At 61.9% G+C, this 17907-nt stretch carries 17 protein-coding genes; 14 read left to right on the top strand and 3 right to left on the bottom strand.

Annotated elements, in window-relative coordinates:
- Nucleotides 1–5: 5 nt before the first annotated feature.
- Both J2X76_RS15485 and J2X76_RS15480 read left to right on the top strand, forming a co-directional pair.
- Complete coding sequence (locus J2X76_RS15485) at nucleotides 6–1631, top strand: glycoside hydrolase family 43 protein (RefSeq protein ID WP_310217714.1); 1626 nt, start codon at nucleotides 6–8, stop codon at nucleotides 1629–1631.
- Nucleotides 1632–1634: 3 nt separating this feature from the next.
- Entirely contained in the window at nucleotides 1635–2639 is a 1005-nt protein-coding gene (locus J2X76_RS15480; protein WP_310217712.1) for an ATP-binding cassette domain-containing protein, read from the top strand.
- A 55-nt stretch (nucleotides 2640–2694) separates the two neighbouring features.
- Here the strand turns inward: J2X76_RS15480 and J2X76_RS15475 are convergent, their stop codons facing one another.
- Both J2X76_RS15475 and J2X76_RS15470 read right to left on the bottom strand, forming a co-directional pair.
- On the bottom strand, nucleotides 2695–4215 hold the full coding sequence (locus tag J2X76_RS15475; RefSeq protein WP_405030043.1) for a sulfatase: 1521 nt from the start codon (nucleotides 4213–4215) through the stop codon (nucleotides 2695–2697).
- Between the two features lie 142 nt (nucleotides 4216–4357).
- A complete protein-coding gene (locus J2X76_RS15470; RefSeq protein ID WP_310217709.1) occupies nucleotides 4358–5305 on the bottom strand; it encodes a LysR family transcriptional regulator in 948 nt (315 codons plus the stop codon).
- 161 nt (nucleotides 5306–5466) lie between these two features.
- Between J2X76_RS15470 and J2X76_RS15465 the strand changes: the two genes are divergently transcribed.
- From J2X76_RS15465 to J2X76_RS15440, 6 genes are read left to right on the top strand one after another with little or no spacing between them, the layout of a single operon-like run.
- Complete coding sequence (locus J2X76_RS15465; protein WP_310217706.1) at nucleotides 5467–6975, top strand: ABC transporter substrate-binding protein; 1509 nt, start codon at nucleotides 5467–5469, stop codon at nucleotides 6973–6975.
- Nucleotides 6976–6987: 12 nt separating this feature from the next.
- A complete protein-coding gene (locus J2X76_RS15460) occupies nucleotides 6988–7929 on the top strand; it encodes an ABC transporter permease (protein ID WP_310217703.1) in 942 nt (313 codons plus the stop codon).
- Entirely contained in the window at nucleotides 7926–9689 is a 1764-nt protein-coding gene (locus tag J2X76_RS15455; RefSeq protein ID WP_310217701.1) for a dipeptide/oligopeptide/nickel ABC transporter permease/ATP-binding protein, read from the top strand. The genes J2X76_RS15460 and J2X76_RS15455 overlap by 4 nt, the downstream gene beginning before the upstream one ends.
- Nucleotides 9686–10498 (top strand): ATP-binding cassette domain-containing protein, encoded by an 813-nt coding sequence (locus J2X76_RS15450; RefSeq protein WP_310217698.1) that lies wholly within the window; start codon nucleotides 9686–9688, stop codon nucleotides 10496–10498. The genes J2X76_RS15455 and J2X76_RS15450 overlap by 4 nt, the downstream gene beginning before the upstream one ends.
- Nucleotides 10499–10501: 3 nt before the next feature.
- The gene (locus tag J2X76_RS15445) at nucleotides 10502–12262 is read left to right on the top strand and encodes a sulfatase (protein ID WP_310217695.1); all 1761 of its coding nucleotides are present in this window, start codon (nucleotides 10502–10504) and stop codon (nucleotides 12260–12262) included.
- A gap of 12 nt (nucleotides 12263–12274) precedes the next feature.
- Nucleotides 12275–13936, top strand: a complete 1662-nt coding sequence (locus tag J2X76_RS15440; RefSeq protein ID WP_310217692.1) for a glycoside hydrolase family 3 N-terminal domain-containing protein — start codon at nucleotides 12275–12277, stop codon at nucleotides 13934–13936.
- Nucleotides 13937–14028: 92 nt separating this feature from the next.
- Here the strand turns inward: J2X76_RS15440 and J2X76_RS15435 are convergent, their stop codons facing one another.
- The gene (locus tag J2X76_RS15435) at nucleotides 14029–14982 is read right to left on the bottom strand and encodes a formylglycine-generating enzyme family protein (protein WP_405030042.1); all 954 of its coding nucleotides are present in this window, start codon (nucleotides 14980–14982) and stop codon (nucleotides 14029–14031) included.
- Nucleotides 14983–15178: 196 nt separating this feature from the next.
- Between J2X76_RS15435 and J2X76_RS15430 the strand changes: the two genes are divergently transcribed.
- The 6 genes from J2X76_RS15430 to J2X76_RS15410 all read left to right on the top strand — a co-directional run bounded on the left by J2X76_RS15430 (nucleotide 15179) and on the right by J2X76_RS15410 (nucleotide 17879).
- Nucleotides 15179–15460 carry a hypothetical protein gene (locus tag J2X76_RS15430; RefSeq protein ID WP_310217686.1) on the top strand — a complete coding sequence of 94 codons (282 nt, stop codon included), beginning with the start codon at nucleotides 15179–15181 and terminating at the stop codon, nucleotides 15458–15460.
- Between the two features lie 161 nt (nucleotides 15461–15621).
- A complete protein-coding gene (locus tag J2X76_RS15425) occupies nucleotides 15622–15855 on the top strand; it encodes a hypothetical protein (protein ID WP_310217684.1) in 234 nt (77 codons plus the stop codon).
- A 155-nt stretch (nucleotides 15856–16010) separates the two neighbouring features.
- Nucleotides 16011–16418: a hypothetical protein gene (locus tag J2X76_RS15420; RefSeq protein WP_310217682.1), complete on the top strand. Its 408-nt coding sequence runs from the start codon at nucleotides 16011–16013 to the stop codon at nucleotides 16416–16418.
- Between the two features lie 166 nt (nucleotides 16419–16584).
- On the top strand, nucleotides 16585–16983 hold the full coding sequence (locus tag J2X76_RS15415; RefSeq protein WP_310217680.1) for a hypothetical protein: 399 nt from the start codon (nucleotides 16585–16587) through the stop codon (nucleotides 16981–16983).
- Nucleotides 16984–17149: 166 nt separating this feature from the next.
- Entirely contained in the window at nucleotides 17150–17455 is a 306-nt protein-coding gene (locus tag J2X76_RS31625; protein WP_405030041.1) for a GCG_CRPN prefix-to-repeats domain-containing protein, read from the top strand.
- Nucleotides 17456–17693: 238 nt separating this feature from the next.
- A complete protein-coding gene (locus tag J2X76_RS15410; protein ID WP_310217677.1) occupies nucleotides 17694–17879 on the top strand; it encodes a hypothetical protein in 186 nt (61 codons plus the stop codon).
- Nucleotides 17880–17907: the final 28 nt, after the last annotated feature.

Raw genomic sequence — 17907 nt, 5'->3', positions numbered from 1 at the left:
GCGTCATGATCCAGAATCCGATCCTCCCCGGATTCAATCCCGACCCTTCCATATGCCGTGTCGGCGAAGACTATTACATCGCCGTGTCGACCTTCGAGTGGTATCCGGGTGTACAGATCCATCACTCGCGCGACCTGGTGAACTGGCGCCTCGCAGGCCGTCCCCTCAACCGTGCCTCACAGCTGGACATGCGCGGCGATCCGGACAGCTGCGGCATCTGGGCTCCCTGCCTCACCTATGCGGACGGCCTGTTCTGGCTGATCTACACGGACGTGAAGCGCAAGAGCGGAGCATTCAAGGACTGCCACAACTATCTCGTCACCTCCCCGACCATCGAGGGCCCATGGTCCGATCCGGTCTATCTCAACTCCTCGGGTTTCGACCCTTCCCTCTTTCATGACGACGACGGTCGCAAGTGGCACGTCAACCTGGTCTGGGATCATCGCGGACGCCCGTCTCGTTTCGGCGGCATCCTCCTCCAGGAATACGACGCGGCCGAGAAGAAGCTTGTCGGCCCGATCACCAACATCTTCCGCGGCTCGCCGCTGGGCCTCTCGGAAGGGCCGCATCTCTACAAACGAAACGGCTGGTATTATCTCGTGGTCGCCGAAGGCGGCACGGGTTATTCCCACGCCGTGACCATGGCCCGATCGCGCCATATCGCCGGCCCCTACGAATTGCACCCGGACACCCATGTCGTCACGTCGCGCTTCCATCCGGATGCCGCGCTGCAGCGCGGTGGCCACGGCGATTTCGTCGAGACGCCTGACGGCGATACCTACATGGTGCATCTCTGCAGCCGACCGCTGCCCGGCCTCTATCGATCCGTGCTCGGCCGCGAGACGGCGATCCAGAAGTGCGTGTGGGGCGAGGACGGCTGGCTGAGGCTGGATGGGGACAGGTACGTCCCGCAGGACCAGGTGCCGGCGCCGGCCCTTCCTCCGCACCCCTTCCCCCCAGAACCGGAGCGCTATGAATTCGATCCGGGCACCGGCCTGCCCTCGGCGTTTCAGTGGCTGAGAACGCCTTATCCGGAACGGCTGTTTTCGCTGTCGGATCGCCCCGGCCACCTTCGCCTGTTCGGCCGCGAATCCGTCGGGTCCTGGTTCGAACAATCCCTCGTCGCCCGTCGCCAGACGCATTTCGATTACGATGCCGAAACGGAGGTCGATTGCGATCCGACCTCCTATCTGCAAATGGCGGGGCTGATCGCCTACTATAACCGCTTCGCCTACCATTATCTCTGCGTCAGTCATGACGAAGAAGCCGGCCGGTCGCTGCAGATCTTCTACTGCAACGGCCAGTGGCCGAACGGCATGACCATGCTTGGGCTTGCCGAGCCGATCCCCGTTCCGGACGGTCCGGTCCGCATGCGCGTCGAAGTACGGGGAGCGGCTCTGCGCTTCTTCTACTGGAAGGACGGCGCATGGACCCGTATCGGGCCGGTGCTCGACAATTCCGTGCTGTCCGACGAAAGCGGCGAAGGCGAACAGAGCAAGATCACCGGGTCCTTCGTCGGGATCGGCAATTTTACCGGCGCTTTCGTCGGCATGGCGGCGCACGATCTTGGCGGCCTCGCAATGCCGGCGGATTTTTCGCATTTCATCTACAAGAACCTTCCCCAGGACTGATCCATGGCCGCGCTCGAATACCGCAACATCAGAAAGACATTCGGAGCCATCGATGTCATTCCAGACGTCTCCCTGCATATCCCGGACGGATCTTTCACCGTCTTCGTCGGGCCATCCGGCTGCGGAAAATCGACGCTCCTTCGGCTGACGGCGGGGCTGGAGGAAACGACCGAGGGCCATCTCTTCATCGACGGCCGCGACGTGACCGACGATCGGCCGACGGAGCGCGGCATCGCCATGGTCTTCCAGTCCTACGCGCTTTATCCGCACATGGACGTGGAAGGAAATATCGGCTTCGCGCTGAAGATGGCAAAAGTGCCGAATTCCGAGATCAAGCGGAAAGTCGCGGCCGCCGCCGATGTGCTGCAACTGAGCCCTCTTTTGAAGCGCAAACCGGCGGAGCTTTCCGGCGGCCAGCGCCAGCGCGTGGCCATCGGCCGGGCGATCGTGCGCGAACCGAAGGTTTTCCTGTTCGATGAGCCGCTTTCGAACCTCGACGCCGCCCTGCGCACCCAGATGCGCGTCGAACTCGCCCAGCTTCACCAGCGCCTGGGCGCGACAATGATCTATGTAACGCACGACCAGGTGGAAGCCATGACGCTTGCCGACCAGATCGTCGTACTCAACAAGGGCCGCATCGAACAGGTCGGCGCGCCGATCGACCTCTACAATCGCCCGCAGACCCTGTTCGTCGCCGGTTTCATTGGCTCGCCGAAAATGAACTTGTTTACCGGCGAAGTGGCGGAGGCCGCGGGAGCGCATACGCTCGGCGTCAGGCCCGAGCATATAACCGTGAGCAAAGAGAGCGGCGCCTTGCAGGGCCAGGTCCAGTTCACCGAGCGTCTTGGAAGCGATACGTTTCTACATGTCCTGGTCGAGCGCCTCGGAACCGTGATCGCGCGAACCATAGGAGACGCGAACTTGTCTGCGGGAGAGCGGGTCTGGTTGTCCTACGAGCCTGCCCTGACCCATCTTTTCGACGTCAGCGGCAATCGCATCTCGGCCTAGGTTCGATCGATTCATTTCCCGCTCGGCGACGTGCCGGGCGGGCCGGAGGATCAACTCAGTCGCCTTGGATATGTTCGGGAATATCGCCAATTTCGGCCATCTTGGCGTCGAGTTTGGCGCGCATTTCGCGGAAAACGGCTGCGTAGGCCGCGTCATCCGCGACATTCCTCAGCTCATGCGGATCCTCCGCGCAGTCGAATAGCTCCCATTCCGGCGGCGCACCGTTGGGTCGCGCTCCCGGCTGCCCGAGATCGTCATTGTACCAGTAGATGAGCTTGTAGCGTGCGTCCCGCACCCCGTAATGCGCCCAGGCGCCGTGGATCGCGTCGTTGTGCATCCAATAGCGGTGGTACACCAATTGCTGCCAGTCGGCCGGCGTCCGTTTCTCCAGAACGGGCCGCATCGACCGCCCCTGCATGAAGGAAGGCGTCTGCACTCCTGCATAATCCAGGAAGGTCGGGGCAAAATCGACATTGCAGGCCAGATCGCTGCTGGTCGTACCCGCCGGGATCGCCGCGGGGTAACGCGCCAGGAACGGCATCTGCAGGCTTTCCTCGTACATGAACCGCTTGTCGAACCAGCCATGCTCGCCGAGGAAAAAGCCCTGGTCCGACGTATAGATAACCAGGGTGTTTTCGGTTAGGCCTTTTTCGTCGAGGTAGTCGAGCAGTCGGCCGACATTATCGTCGATCGACTGGACCGTGCGGAGATAGCGTTTCATATAACGCTGGTATTTGAACTCGGCGAAAACCTGCGGGTCGGTGAAGGTGTAGTTCCGGCCGGTTGAGGCGCACACCACCGTGATGTTCTCGCCGTCCCTGAGTTCCGGTACGCGGCGATAAGGGATCTGATCCAGCATCAGCTCCCCGGCGATGGTGGCCGGCCCTTCCGGCTGCACCAGCCCGAGATCTTCCCAGTTGAGGTCGGAACGGACCCGCATGCGGGCGGCCGCCGCGGCCGCCGCGCGATTGGAATAATCGTCGTTGAACGTCGATGGCAGCGGAAGATCTTCCTCGGCCCACAGGTGATCGTGTTTGGGATGAGGAATGAAATTACGGTGCGGCGCCTTGTGATGGCACATCAGAAAGAAGGGGCGGCCGTCGCCTTGCTCGATGAAATCGATGGATTTGTCGGTGATGATGTCGGTGACATAGCCCGCAATCCGACGCCGGCCGTCGCGGTCGATGAACGCCGGGTCCCAATAGTCGCCCTGTCCCGGAACGACAGCCCAGTCATCGAAGCCCCTTGGCTCGTGGAGAGGCCCTTCACCCAGATGCCACTTGCCGAAGATGCCGGTGCGGTAGCCTGCCGCCTTCAGGAGCTTGGCGACGTTCGGAATACGGTTGTTCATATGCGTCACGAGCGTGGTGACGCCGTTGACGTGGTTATGCGTGCCGGTCAGGATCGCGGCCCTCGAAGGGGTACAGATCGAATTCGTCACATAGGTCGCATCATGCCTCATCCCCTCCGCCGCCAGGCGGTCGAGATTGGGGGTGTGGTTGAGACCTGCGCCATAGGCGGAGATTGCCCGCGCGGCATGATCATCCGCCATGATGAAAATAATGTTGGGCCGCAAATATCCCTCCCTCGCATGCAGGCGACAGAGACAGGCAGGGAGACCACGGGCCCCCAGACTCTCAGCGCCTCGGCAAGGATACAGCGTCAGGCCATGCCCAAATAATGCAATTTCAAAAGCGAGCGATGCTTAAAACTGATCGCTATCCGTCGCGCTTTTCGGCTTCCGGCTGGTTCTCGATCTGGAAGCGCTCCTTGCAAAGGGCAACCAGCTCGCGGACCGGAGCCCACTCTTCGAGCTCCTGGCGATAGATAACTCCCGTCCGCGTATGCCTGTAGTTGAGATTGACCGGCACCGGTACGACCCGCGGGCAGGAGGTCGCAAGGACAGCCGCGTCGGGCAGCAGGCAGAGGCAATCGCTGCGCTGAAGGATGGACAGTGTCGAATTCAGGCTTTCGCAACTCAACCGGATGTCCGGCTCCCGTCCTAGCCGTTCGAAAAGCCCGTGCTGAGTGGTTGCCTGATAGATCGGAAGCTCCGAATAGACAAGCCAGGGATAATCGAGCAGACGCTCCGTCGGAACTGCGCCGGCCGCATCGAGCGCGGCGAAGATCGGATGGTCCTCGCGCGCCATGACGTTGTTGATCACATTGGTCAGGGGAAGTGCGACAAGGCGGAAGTCTTGCGGATCGTCGATCGTCATTCCGGTGAACAGCATGTCGAGGCGCCCCTCCAGGAGATCTGTCAGCGAGGCTGCGTAACGGCTGTTCCTGAGTTCGAACACGATTTTGGGGAACCGCCGCTGCATGCCGACGAGCAGCTCCGGCAGGATTGCGGGACGCCACATCGGTCCGGCTCCGATCCGCAGATAGGCCTTGCCGATTGCCCTGTCGGACATCAGTTCCTGTTCGGCGACCTCCCAGTGACGCATCATCCGCAGCGATTCCGACAGCACCCTCTCGCCAAAAAGCGTCGGCCGGACGCCGCGTGCGTGCCGATCGAGAAGCGGCCGCCCGAAATGCGTCTCGAGCTGGGCCAGGGACCGAGACAGGGCGGGCTGCGTGACGTTCAGCCGTTCGGCCGCGCGGCGAAGGCTACCCTCCTCCACGATCGCCTGAAGACGGAAAAGATGGGTAATCTGATCCAGCATGGCAGTGATAAACTCGATTTATCGGTCACGCTGTTAATTGCATTTTTCGTGCATTGCCTCAACTGGTATGACTCCGGGCTGCCGTCTGGCAAAGGTCTTATTCGCTATATGCAGCCTGTCTTGCCGGGGAGTAAGGCAAGTCAGGCTCTCGGGAGGAGAGCATGCGAAACCGAATCATTTTGTCCGCCTTGTCGGCGGCGTTCCTGGCTATGTCGCCGGCCGCCAGGGCAGAGGTCGGAAACAATGCCCAGACCCTGGCGGTCGCCGCCATTCTGGATAACGACACATTCGATCGGGCGGGGCTTTCCATTGGTCATCGAGCCCAATACTGGATGCCGGTTTTCGACACGCTGCTCTACACGGCCCCGGACGGCAAGACGATGCCGAACCTTGCCAAGGAGTGGAGCTTCAACGGGGACGGGACGGAGCTGACGCTCAAACTGCGGGAGGGCGTCAAGTTCACCGACGGCACGCCTTTCAACGCGGAAGCGGTAAAGGCCAATCTGGAATACCTGCGCGACGGCGTTGGACAGAACACGTGGATGGCGGGAGCCGTCAAAAATGTCGAGATCGTGGGCCCGGCCGAGTTGAAGCTGCATCTGAAGGAGCCCGATCCCGGCATGCTCTTCAACCTGGCGACCGTCGGCGGCGCGATGGCAAGCCCGGCCACGCTCGGCAAACCGAATTCCAAGACGCTTCCGATCGGCTCCGGTCCCTATATCTACGACACGGAGCGCTCGGTGACCGGGCGGCAATACGTCTACAAGCGCAATCCGGACTATTGGAACGCCGCGGCGTTTCCCTTCGAGACCATGACGATCACGCCGATCAACGATCTTAGCGCGCGCATGAATGCCCTGAAGTCCGGCCAGGTGGATGCCGCCGCGGGCGAAGGGCAGGTCGTGACCGAAGCCGAGGCCAGCAAATTGACCGTTTCCAGGTTGCCGGTGGACTGGCTGGGCCTGTTTCTCTCCGACCGCGACGGAAAGATGGTAAAAGCGCTTTCCGACGTCCGCGTCCGGCGCGCGCTCAATATGGCGTTCGATGAAAAAGCCATCCTGAAGTTCGTGGCGCGAGGTTATGGCGAGGTCACGGATCAGCCCTTCGTCCCGCCAAGCGAAGCCTTCGATCCATCGCTTGACGGCACCTACCAATACGACCCAAAGGCGGCCCGCGCATTACTCGCCGAAGCAGGTTATCCGAACGGCTTCAGCGTCACGATGCCGGATATCGGCACCCTCGCCTCCTACACGCCGATCATAACGCAGCAGCTCAAGGACATCGGCGTCACCGTCAACTGGGTGAAAGTCCCGCCGAATGTCACGATCGCCGAATTGCTGTCTGGCAAATACCCGATGTTCCTCTTCCGCCTGGGCAGCCAGTCGCCCTGGGCCGACTTCAACAAGTTCGCCTTCGCCAACTCCCCGTGGAATACGTCCAAGGCAAAGGACGAGAAGCTGGAGGCGCTGCTCAAGACCGCCCAGTATGCGCCTCCCGGCAAGGATCAGAACGCCGCGATGCAGGCGGCCAATCGATACATGGTCGAAAATGCCTTCTTTGCGCCGTGGTTCAGGATCGACAGCATCTATATTTCCAACGCCGAGGTGAAGGTCCAGATGCAGGCGCAGAACATCGTGCCATGGCCGCGCGACTTTGCACCCGCCAAGTGAGTTCGGATCCCGATGATACGGTATCTTCTGAAACGGATCGCTTCGGGCGTCGCGTTGCTCTGCCTGGTTTCGACCCTGACCTTCATGATGGTCTTCGGCGCCACGGACAATGTCGCGCGCAACATCCTGGGTGAGAATGCGACTGCTGACCAGGTGAAGGCGTTGAACAGCCGGCTGGGGCTCGACCGACCGCTGCCTGTCCAGTTCGGCGACTGGGTGAGCCACGCCGTGCGCGGGGATCTCGGCCCATCATGGACGATGAGCGAGAGCGTGACCTCGGCCCTCGCGAGCCGGTTGCCCGTCACCCTGTCGATGGTGACGATCGCCGTGGCGATGATGGCCTTCGTTTCGGCGATGCTCGGCATCGCCGCGGCGGTCCGCGGCGGGTGGGCCGACCGCGCGATCCAGATCGTCAGCGTCGCCGGTTTCGCCATGCCGAATTTCTGGCTTGGCCTGCTGCTCGTCCTCACCTTCTCGGTCGAGCTCGGCTGGCTGCCGGCGACGGGTTATGTTTCGTTCAGCGCCTCGCCATCAGCCTGGGCCGCGTCCCTGGTGCTTCCCGTTGCAGCGCTTGTGCTTTCGGGCATCGCATCCGCCTCCCAGCAGGTCCGCGGCGCCGTCATCGATGCGCTCCGGCAGGATTATGTGCGCACCCTGCGCGCCCGTGGCGTCAAACCCCGTTCGGTTCTCTATCGCCATGCGCTGCGCAATGCCATGCCGGCGGCTCTGACGGTGCTTTCGGTACAGTTCATCGCCCTTCTCGGCGGCGCTGCCGTCATCGAGCGGGTTTTCGCGATCCCGGGCATGGGATCGCTGACGGTGTCGGCCGCCTTGATCGGCGACGTTCCCGTGCTGATGGGAGTGGTTGTGACGCTCATCATCGTGGTCGTGATCGTGAACATACTGATCGATTTCCTCAACGCCTGGGCCAATCCGAAAGTGAGGATGTCATGAGCGATATCAACACGGCCCAGGGGCCAATCCAGGCCGCGCCGCAGCGTCGCCATTTCGTCCGCTCGGTGCTCACCAACCCGACCGGCCTCGTCGCTTCGCTGGTGCTTCTGATCGTCATCGCCTCGGCGATCTTCGCTCCCCTTCTGGCGCCCAACGACCCGTCCGCCGTCCAGATATTCAAGGTCAACGCTCCGGCCGGCGAGGGTTATCTTTTCGGCGGCGACGGGTCGGGCCGCGACATATGGAGCCGGCTGGTCTACGGAGGCCGCAACACGTTCCTCGGTGCCCTGATCACGGTCGTCATAGCTGCGTCCATCGGGGTGACGGCCGGGCTGTTTGCCGGCTTCTACGGCAGGAAGCTCGATCTGGTCGCCCGCTGGATCTCCGACGGCATCATGGCGCTGCCGGCGCTGATCGTGCTGCTCGCCTTCTATCAGGCGCTGGGTGCATCTATCTATCTGTCGATGGCCGTTTTCGGAGTGATGTTGTCGCCGGGCTTTTTCCGGCTCACCCGAAATCTCGTCAACGGCGTCAAACACGAGCTCTATATAGACGCGGCACGGGTCTCGGGCCTCAGCGATCTCAGGATCATCACGAAGCATATCCTGCTCTCGGTAAGGGCGCCCGTGGTCATCCAGACGTCCATCGTCGCCGGCATCGCCATCGTCGTCCAGTCGGGCCTCGAGTTTCTCGGGCTCGGCGACCCCAGCACGCCCACCTGGGGCGGAATGCTGCAGGATGCCTTCTCCAACATCTATGTCTCACCCCGGGCGATCCTCTGGCCGGGACTGGCGATCACGGCGACGGTGGCTTCGCTGGTGCTGCTTGCCAACGCCATCCGCGACCGCATGCAGCAGAGCGGCGTTCAGGTGAGAGCGCCGAAGATCGTCCCGCCGGCGGCGAGCGGCCCGCAGCCTTTCCCCGGATCCGACGCGCTTCTCGACGTGCGGGATCTCGTCGTAGCCTATCCCGCAAACGGCGGCTGGCGCGAAGTCGTCAAGGGCGTCAGCCTCAGCCTCAAGCGCGGCGAGGTGCTTGGGCTTGTCGGCGAAAGCGGCTCGGGCAAGAGCCAGACGGCCTTTGCCATTCTCGGGCTTTTATCCCCCGGCGGTCGCGTGCTTTCCGGGGCCATCCGGTTCGACGGCGTCGATCTGGCGAGATCTTCTGAAAACGACATCCAGGCCCTTCGCGGCAAACGCATCGCCTATGTGCCTCAGGAGCCCATGGCCAATCTCGATCCGGCGTTCCGGATCGGCTTCCAGCTCGTAGAGCCGATGATGACGGTGCTCGGGATTTCGCGGGCGGAGGCGACACGGCGGGCCCTGAAACTGCTCGCCCGTGTGAAGCTGCCGGATCCGGAGCGCGTCTTTCGCGCCTATCCGCACGAGATTTCAGGCGGCATGGCCCAGCGCGTCCTCATCGCCGGTGCGGTCGCCTGCAGTCCCGACCTGCTGATCGCCGACGAACCGACGACGGCGCTCGACGTAACCGTGCAGGCGGAAGTGCTCGATCTTCTCCGCGACCTGCAGAAGGAGTTCAATATGGCGGTCATCCTGGTAACCCACAATTTCGGCGTCGTGGCGGATAGCTGCGACCGGGTTGCCGTCATGAAGGACGGCAGGATCGTCGAGACCAATACCGCGACGGATCTGTTCGGCGCTCCTCAACACGACTACACCCGAATGCTTCTCGACTCGGTGCTCGAAGACGGCCAGACCCGCACGTATCGACCAACGGTTGTGCGAGGGCTGCAGGCATGAACGACCTGAATCTCGTCGATTGCCGCGACGTCAACGTTCATTTCGGCGCCCATCACGTCCTGAAAAACGTCAATCTCACCATCCGCCCCGGAGAAACGGTCGGCCTGGTGGGCGAAAGCGGATCGGGCAAGACGACACTCGGGCGCGCCATTCTGGGCATCGGCCCGGTCAGTTCCGGCGAGATCCTGTTCGACGGGGAGAATATCGCCGGAATGTCGCCCCGCGCACGCAAAGGCCAGGCGGCGATCCAGGCTGTCTTCCAGGACCCCTACAGCTCGCTCAACCCGTCGATGACGATCGAAGACATCCTGACCGAGCCGATCGTCGCGCGCCGGCTGGCCTCGCGGGCGGATGCATCCCAGCAGATCCGCAAGCTGCTCGAACAGGTCGCCCTGCCGAGCGACGCGGCGGAACGGTTTCCGCGCGAGTTTTCCGGCGGCCAGCGCCAGCGGATTGCCATTGCCCGCGCGCTGGCGCTGTCTCCGCGTCTCATCGTCTGCGACGAGCCCGTCTCCGCGCTCGACCTTTCCACCCAGGCCCGGGTCATGGACCTGTTCATCGAGATCCAGGAACGGACGGGCGTCGCCTATCTTTTCGTTTCCCACGATCTGGCCGCGGTGCGTCACATCTCGCATCGCGTAGCGGTGATGCGCTTCGGCGAGATCGTCGAATTCGGCGAATGCGATCAGGTGACCGCCCGCCCCCAACACGACTACACGAAACGCCTGCTTCTCGCCGCCCCGGTTGCCGATCCCGCAAGGCAGGCCGAACGGCGCGCCGCGTTTCGGGCACTTGAGGGAACGATGTGAACCATGCGCGCCATCGTCCTGATGTTCGACAGCCTCAACCGCCGCCTTCTTCCACCCTATGGCGACCGGAGCGCCCATGCGCCGAATTTCGCCCGGCTGACGCACAAAACCGTCACCTTCGACCGCTGTTATGCCGGTTCCATGCCATGCATGCCGGCGCGGCGCGAGATGCACACCGGCCGCTACAATTTTCTTCATCGGTCGTGGTCGCCGATCGAGCCGTTTGACGACAGCGTGCCGGAATTGCTGAGGAACGCCGGCATCTACACGCATCTGGTCACGGATCACCAGCATTACTGGGAGGATGGCGGGGCCACCTATCACACGCGCTTTTCCTCGCACGAATTTTTCCGCGGCCAGGAAGGCGATCTCTGGAAAGGCGTGGTCGAAGGTGTCGATCGCGGGCGCCTCAACGACTTCGTCTATCAGATGAGGCGTCAGGACCCGATCAATCGGACCTTTCTGGGAAACGAGCGTGACCATCCGCAGACGCGCACCTTCGATGCCGGACTGCAATTCATCGAGAGCAATGCCGGCCAGGACGAGTGGATGCTGCAGATCGAAACCTTCGATCCGCACGAGCCGTTTTTCAGTTATGCCGAATATCATGCGCTCTACCCCGACAACGGCGAGAATTTCGACTGGCCGCCTTATGACCGGGTGACGGAGGCGGAAGAACGCGTTCTCCAGGCACGGCATCGCTATCTGGCGCTGCTTTCGATGTGCGACCGCAATCTCGGCCGGTTGCTCGACATGATGGATGAAAAGAACATGTGGGACGATACGATGCTGATCGTCTGCACGGACCATGGTTATATGCTCGGCGAAAAGGGCTGGTGGGGAAAATCCGTCATGCCGTGGTATGACGAGACGATCCACACACCCTTCTTCGTGTGGGATCCACGGGTCAAGGTTGCCGGCGAACGGCGTTCGGCGCTTGTTCAGACCATCGACATCGCGCCGACCCTGCTCGATCTCTTCGGCCTCCCGCCGACGCCGGACATGCAGGGAAAGCCGCTTCTCGAAACGGTCAGAAGCGATGTTCCTGTGCGGACGGCCGGATTGTTCGGAAGTTTCGGCGGGCATGTCTGCGTCACCGACGGGCGATATGTCTACATGCGGTGTTGCGCCGACGAGAACAATGCGCCGCTCTACGAATATACGCTGATGCCGACCCACATGCGCGCGCGCTTCTCCCCGGAGGAACTGTCGAAGACGGAGCTCGCGCCGCCATTTTCCTTTACCAAAGGTGTTCCCGTCCTGCGTATGCCGGGCTGGACGATCCGCGGCCCCTGGGCTTTCGGAACCCTGCTCTACGACCTCGAGACGGACCCCGAGCAGAAAACGCCGCTCCGGGACGATGCGATCGAACTGCGGATGGCTACGCTTCTCGTGGAGTTGATGCGCGCGTCAGACGCTCCCTCCGACCAGTACGAACGGCTGGGTCTTCCGGAGACCGGGGCGGTGCAGGACGAGCATTTGCTGATCGAAAGACAGTGGGCGCAGGTCGTTTCCGGTCAACGCAGCGTCGCGCAGGTGAGCGATTTCGCAGAAGGGGCCTGGGTGGCAAATGTCACCATTGCAGACCTCATGGCAAACGACAAAGCGCGCGGTATACTGATCTCGGAAATCCCCCATTTTGGAGAAAAGCCCTTGCCTGTGCCGCTTGCTGCAAAGACGCTCGTGCAGGCCGCGACAGTCTGGCCGGAACTCGACCGAGAGAAACTTGAGGCGCTTGAACGCGCGCTCGCCGAACTGGTTTGACCGGAGAGATCGATGCCGTCGACACTGGATCATCTGACGAAAGCGCCTTTCAATCTCGATCGTGAGGCCCTCGAATGGGTTACGCGCACTTTCCAGGCGCTCGACGACACCGCTCGCGCAGCCCAGCTTTTCAATCTCAACTCCCGTGGTGACGACCGCGAGGCGGAGGCCGCTCGTCTCCGCGAACTGGCCCCGGGCGGTATCACGCGCTATTTCGGCCCCGACGGATTCAAAGAGCGCGCCCATATGGCGACGATCCAGGCCGAGGCCAAGGTGCCACTGCTCGTTTCCGCCGATCTCGAAGGTTCCCGGATGAGCCTGCCGTTCGGCACGGCCGTCCCCAATCCGCTGGCGCTGGCGGCCGTCGACGACGTCGAACTGACCGAAGCGATCTCCGACCTGATGGCGCGCGAAGCCCGTTCCGTCGGGATAAACTGGTCCTTCACGCCGGTGCTGGATATCAACGCCGCTTTCCGAAGTCCGATCGTCGCCACGCGAGGATACGGGTCGGACCCGGCATTGATCGAACGCCACGCACTGGCGCAGATGCGCGTCTTTCAACGCCTCGGCCTAGCTGCAACCGTCAAACATTGGCCCGGCGAAGGGTATGACGAGCGCGACCAGCACCTCGTCACCACGATCAACCCGCTGTCGATGGAAGAATGGCGCTCTACCTTCGGCGTGCTTTACCGGGCGGCCATCGATCAGGGCGTCAAGTCGGTGATGTCGGCCCATATCGCCCTGCCGGCCTATATCCTGGAACGCGACCCCGATGCCGGGGAAGAAGCCTATCTGCCAGCTTCGGTCTCTGCCGCGCTCAACACCGAGCTCCTGCGGGGCGAGCTCGGCTTCAACGGCCTGATCGTCTCCGACGCCAGCGAGATGGCTGGCCTTTCGGGCGTCATGCCGATGCTTGACGCGAAGATAGAGATCATCGCGAGCGGCTGCGACATGGTTCTTTTCTCATCCAGGCCGGAAGCGGAGATCGCCGCAGTGCGCGACGCCGTCCATTCCGGGCGCATTTCAACGGAGCGTTTCTACGACGCGGTTACGCGCGTTTTGGCTCTCAAGGCGTCGCTCGGATTGCATCGCGCTGTCGATATGCCGGCCCAACCCGGTGCAACTTCGGCTCAAAAGCTGGCCAATGAAGCGTTTGCCCGCGCGCCGACACTGGTGAAGGACAGGAACCAGACGCTGCCGCTCGACCTTGAAAAACATCGCCGCATCCTTGTCGTTTCCGGCGGCATCGTCGAACCGATGCCGAATGCGAGGCTGGATTTCAAGCTGCCGGAAATGCTGGCTGCGGAAGGCTTCGAAGTGACCCTCCATGCTTACGGCACGCCGCTCGATACCGACGGGCAGGATCTCGTCCTCTATCTGTTTGGCGAGGAGACGCTTCTCACCCGCGGGCGAATTTTTCTGGACTGGCGGGCGCTTCACGGAGATTTCAGGGCCGCCATGAAGCGGCCTTGGACGAGCCTGCCGACGGTGATGATCTCCTTCGGTTTTCCCTATTATCTCTACGACGCCGCGCGGGTGCCGACCTATATCAACGCTTATTCCACTCACGAGGCGATGCAGGCGGCCGTGGTGGAGGCGCTGATGGGGCGGAAGCCGTGGAACCGGAAGACCCCCGTCGATCCCTATGCCGGAGCGCCGGACGCGCCGTTCTGACAAAAATCTCGGCATGGGCGCGCGGTGACGGCAATGCCGCGCCAGCCTTCCCTGACGGATTACAGCAGCAATTCGGGAGTATCGCCGTGCGATCAAAGACCACGGTCGTCTCGGGGCATGAGGTCGTAGGCAACCCGGAAGCCCGTATTGCTCGAGGCGCTGTCCGGGGAAAGCCCCATCCGCGCAGCGATCCGATACCGGTAGCAATAGCTTTTGTGACAGAGAAACGAGCCGCCCTTCAGCACCTTGTCCGAAAAGCGCTTCGCGTTCTCATTGCGGACCTTGGCCTGCTTCGAAAGTGAGCGCACTTTGAACGGATCGGCGGTCCATTCCCACACATTGCCGGCGAGATTGTAGAAACCGGCCTCGTTCGGGGCGAAACTGCGCACCGGTGCGGTGCCGAAATATCCGTCCTGCAAGGTATTGGTGTCGGGAAAGCGGCCCTGCCAGATATTGCAGAAGATCACGTCGTCGGTCGGCTCGTCCTCGCCCCAGGGATATCGCCGCCGGCGATTGCCTCCCCGCGCCGCATGCTCCCACTCGGCCTCCGTCGGCAGGCGGCCACGTACCCACTGCGCGAATGCGACGGCGTCGTTCCAGGATACCTGGGTGACGGGATGGTCGAGCCGATCATCGATCGAACTGCCGGGGCCTTCCGGCTGCCGCCACGTGGCGTCATCAATGCGTGTCCACCACGGGGTTTCGATGACACCGCGTCTTGCAAGGCGCGCGTCGGCGACGAGCGGTGCAAATACGGCGGACGAGCCGAACCGCTCCGATTCCGTCACGTGGCCGGTCGTTTCCACGAATTCGGCGAACCGGCGGACAGTAACCGTTTCGGTCTCGAGATAAAAATCCTGCAGTGAGACTTTTCGCGCCGGCCCCTCACCATCGGCGGAGATCACCGGATCGTCCGTGCCCACGAATGTCTCGCCTCCCTTGACGGCAACCATTTCCCCCCGGGCGCCGCTGGAGATCGTGCCTGCCGGTCCGACAGGCAAGCCCTGCCCTGGTTCGCGTCTCGATCCTGAACAGCACTCATCCATTGCGTCTTCCCGACATCCTTGATCTGGCTGATTTTAGGCCAACAGACGATCGGTTCGCAAGAATGCTCCGCCACCTTCGGGCTCGGCCGCATCAAGGGAGCGATCTGGCGTTCGACCTGCAGATTCCAGCGATGTGGAACCAAAGTTTGGAGCAGGATTTATATGCGAACGAAATGTGAGCTTCTTAGGTATCGACATGCGTATCATTGATGATTGGCTGGACGACTGGATATCGGAGCGAAAGAACATCATGGCCGACGACATCGCGTCGCTAGGCGCACGCCTACAGGAATCGGCGCTTTCGGAAGGGTATAGTTTGGGCAAGCTTCGCGATGCCAGCGACGGAGACGTAGACCGGTTTGTGAGGCGCGTCGTGGTTTCGCGCATGATTTCCGAATCGTCCATTGCCCCTCTGCAGCCTCCGCGTCAGGCATTCTACATACACCCGCCCCATCCTGAGCACCGCGCCATCCCTTGATAAAGGGGAGGTGAACGATACGCAGGCCGGTGCCCGGCGCATGGATCAAGGGTCTTACGCTTCGTCGAACGTTCCAAACGATGCTCATTAACCCTTAATTAAGCATCCGCTTGCGGAACCGAGGCGATGTGCCATGCTTCCGACAGATGGGAGACCAGTCCATGAGTCCATACGATCCCACACTAGACGAAGCCTATGATCCGCCAGCCATCAATCGCTTCAAGGTCGAGGCGGCCATGCTCGAGATGATCGAGCATCTGCAACAGGAAGGATTGAGCCAAGCGGAAATCGCCCTGACGCTCGCCGATGCCGCGGAAGATTACGTGATCCGCCTGGCAAACTTGTCCGGAGCGGAACATTCCGAAGACAAGAGCACTTCGCCGCTTCGCCATTGAGTTGCGCCGATCCCTACGTTGGCCAATGGCTGCCGATGCTCCAGGCGAGCTCTCCTACCGATCTTCTTCATCATCCGGAACCTTTTGCCCTCTTCGCGATTGAAAGTGGATCAATCCGCAGAGTTGCGGAAAGACTATGCCGCCGGGAGGGTGAGGTGAACGCGAGTATTTCGGCTGCGCTCCGCGCCGTGCCATCTGAAGCTAAGGAAGGCTTTCTTGACGTGAGGGCCAACTGGCCTTTGCTGTCACTGGGCATGATGGCTGCCGCAAGCGGAATTGCCTTCCTCAACTACGAGCTTAGCGGCTTCCTCTGGTCGCTGGCGCTCACTTTGGGGATCGTTCTGTTCTGCGCTCTGACGTTGATCGGCGCCATTGTGAGCTGGCTGTTCTTCACCGGCCTGACATGGAGGACTTCGGAGGCGCGTCACCCACGGCGGCGAATCCGCCGGCTGGCTGACGATGACATACCGAAACGGTTCTGGTTCTTCGGAATTCTCGTTACACTGGCCTGGATGGTTCCGCTATATGCCGTGGTCATAGGCGTGGTTGCAGCTTTGTCCTGATAGCAGGCCGTTACGTTGAACGCTTCAAATCTCCCGTCCTCTCCGGACGGGTGGGCTTGATCGATCCAAGTCCCTCAAACGCCGGTATATCGAACCACCGGGCGACCGGTTGGAACAAACGCCACTCGGCCGGTGTTCGTTGTCATCCGAAATCGGAGACTACGACATGAAACTTCTTCTCATCACAGCGGCCGTCATCTCGCTGTCGGCGAACCTGGCACTCGCACAGGAAACTCCCGGCGGGCCGCCAAACCCACCCCCGAAGGCGGAGCAAGACCGCCCACCGACCGCCCCCGCGCCTGGCCCTCGTGACCGCAGTGCGGACAGGGACGGCGAAGAATGGCAGATGCGTTCCATGGCGGACCGGCCGCCGCGGGAGCGGGGAGCGCGTTTCCGCATCGAGAACGGCCGGACCACGATCGACCTCCGCTGTGCCGACGGCGAGCCGACGAAGGATTGCGCCGACCTTCTTATACAGGTGCTGGACCGGCTGGAGCGACGCACGTCTTCGGAAGATTCCGGCTCGCGTGACGACTACGGCCGGGACCGCTCCCGGTATCGCTGAAGCCGACTCGTCGGCGGAACGAGTGGGCGCCTTTCTGACGAACCGCCAAGGGGCAATCGTTCAAACAGGAACGCGCCCTTAGCTGAAGCCCAGATGAATACGGACTTCAGCGATGGTTCACTCAAACTGCCGCAATCTGTCAGCGTGTGCACTCTGGAGGAAACCGATGCGCAGAATAACAATCTTGGCGGCCAGTTTGGTCGCAGCTTGCCTCTTCGGAGGCGCCGCAAATGCCATGCCGATTGGAGGCATTGCCGTTCCGGCGAAGCCATCCGCGGAAAATGTCGATTGGGCCTGCGGCCGGGGTTATCACTTGAACCAGTGGGGTAACTGCCGTCCCAACCGCTGGGCGCCCCCGCCGCCGCGCTACGGCTATAGGTGGGATCGTCGCGACCGGTGGGACTATCGAGGACCACCTCGCCGTGAATGGCGAGAGCATCGCGACTGGCGCGACCGCCGAGACTGGCGCTGACGATATGGAAAGCCCTTCTGCCTGCAGAGGGGCTTTTCCTTTGGTGCAATCCAGAACGCTGCGCCATCGGCGCAATCGTCATGGGCCAAGCGCCGTCGGAGGGCCTCCCCTCGGGAAAACTCGATAAAAGTCCCTCATCCTCCGCTTTTTGACCGGCGGTGCCAGCCCAAGCGAACTTTAGCTATCCCTCACGAACATTTACGAGCCAGGCGCGTTATGTGATTCGGAGGAGATAGCCATGAAGAACAATACCACTCGGCAAGTCAGAATTCCCGGTCCCCGCGATCACGACGTCGCTGAACACTGTCAGAAGAGCGGAATGAGGCCGGAAGACGAGAAGAAGATGCTAAGACTGCTGGGAAAACACGCGCCTGCGCACGAAATCCACTCGAACTCCCCGCCCCGACCGCCGCGTTTTCGATAGCGGCCGCGCGATTTTGAAATTGAACCGG

Origin of the sequence: Neorhizobium sp. 2083 (genome assembly GCF_031455615.1) — a bacterium.
Classification (GTDB): Bacteria; Pseudomonadota; Alphaproteobacteria; order Rhizobiales; family Rhizobiaceae; genus Neorhizobium.
The sequence above is the reverse complement of the archived record's forward strand: the minus strand, read 5'-3'. Positions and strand labels throughout refer to the sequence as shown.

Excerpts from the sequence above, each read along its gene's own strand:
- J2X76_RS15485 (WP_310217714.1), top strand. The coding sequence starts at position 6 with ATGATCCAGAATCCGATCCTCCCCGGATTCAATCCCGACCCTTCCATA.
- J2X76_RS15480 (WP_310217712.1), top strand. The coding sequence starts at position 1,635 with ATGGCCGCGCTCGAATACCGCAACATCAGAAAGACATTCGGAGCCATC.
- J2X76_RS15470 (WP_310217709.1), bottom strand. The coding sequence starts at position 5,305 with ATGCTGGATCAGATTACCCATCTTTTCCGTCTTCAGGCGATCGTGGAG.
- J2X76_RS15465 (WP_310217706.1), top strand. The coding sequence starts at position 5,467 with ATGCGAAACCGAATCATTTTGTCCGCCTTGTCGGCGGCGTTCCTGGCT.
- J2X76_RS15460 (WP_310217703.1), top strand. The coding sequence starts at position 6,988 with ATGATACGGTATCTTCTGAAACGGATCGCTTCGGGCGTCGCGTTGCTC.
- J2X76_RS15455 (WP_310217701.1), top strand. The coding sequence starts at position 7,926 with ATGAGCGATATCAACACGGCCCAGGGGCCAATCCAGGCCGCGCCGCAG.
- J2X76_RS15450 (WP_310217698.1), top strand. The coding sequence starts at position 9,686 with ATGAACGACCTGAATCTCGTCGATTGCCGCGACGTCAACGTTCATTTC.
- J2X76_RS15445 (WP_310217695.1), top strand. The coding sequence starts at position 10,502 with ATGCGCGCCATCGTCCTGATGTTCGACAGCCTCAACCGCCGCCTTCTT.
- J2X76_RS15440 (WP_310217692.1), top strand. The coding sequence starts at position 12,275 with ATGCCGTCGACACTGGATCATCTGACGAAAGCGCCTTTCAATCTCGAT.
- J2X76_RS15435 (WP_405030042.1), bottom strand. The coding sequence starts at position 14,982 with ATGGATGAGTGCTGTTCAGGATCGAGACGCGAACCAGGGCAGGGCTTG.
- J2X76_RS15430 (WP_310217686.1), top strand. The coding sequence starts at position 15,179 with ATGCGTATCATTGATGATTGGCTGGACGACTGGATATCGGAGCGAAAG.
- J2X76_RS15425 (WP_310217684.1), top strand. The coding sequence starts at position 15,622 with ATGAGTCCATACGATCCCACACTAGACGAAGCCTATGATCCGCCAGCC.
- J2X76_RS15415 (WP_310217680.1), top strand. The coding sequence starts at position 16,585 with ATGAAACTTCTTCTCATCACAGCGGCCGTCATCTCGCTGTCGGCGAAC.
- J2X76_RS31625 (WP_405030041.1), top strand. The coding sequence starts at position 17,150 with ATGCGCAGAATAACAATCTTGGCGGCCAGTTTGGTCGCAGCTTGCCTC.
- J2X76_RS15410 (WP_310217677.1), top strand. The coding sequence starts at position 17,694 with ATGAAGAACAATACCACTCGGCAAGTCAGAATTCCCGGTCCCCGCGAT.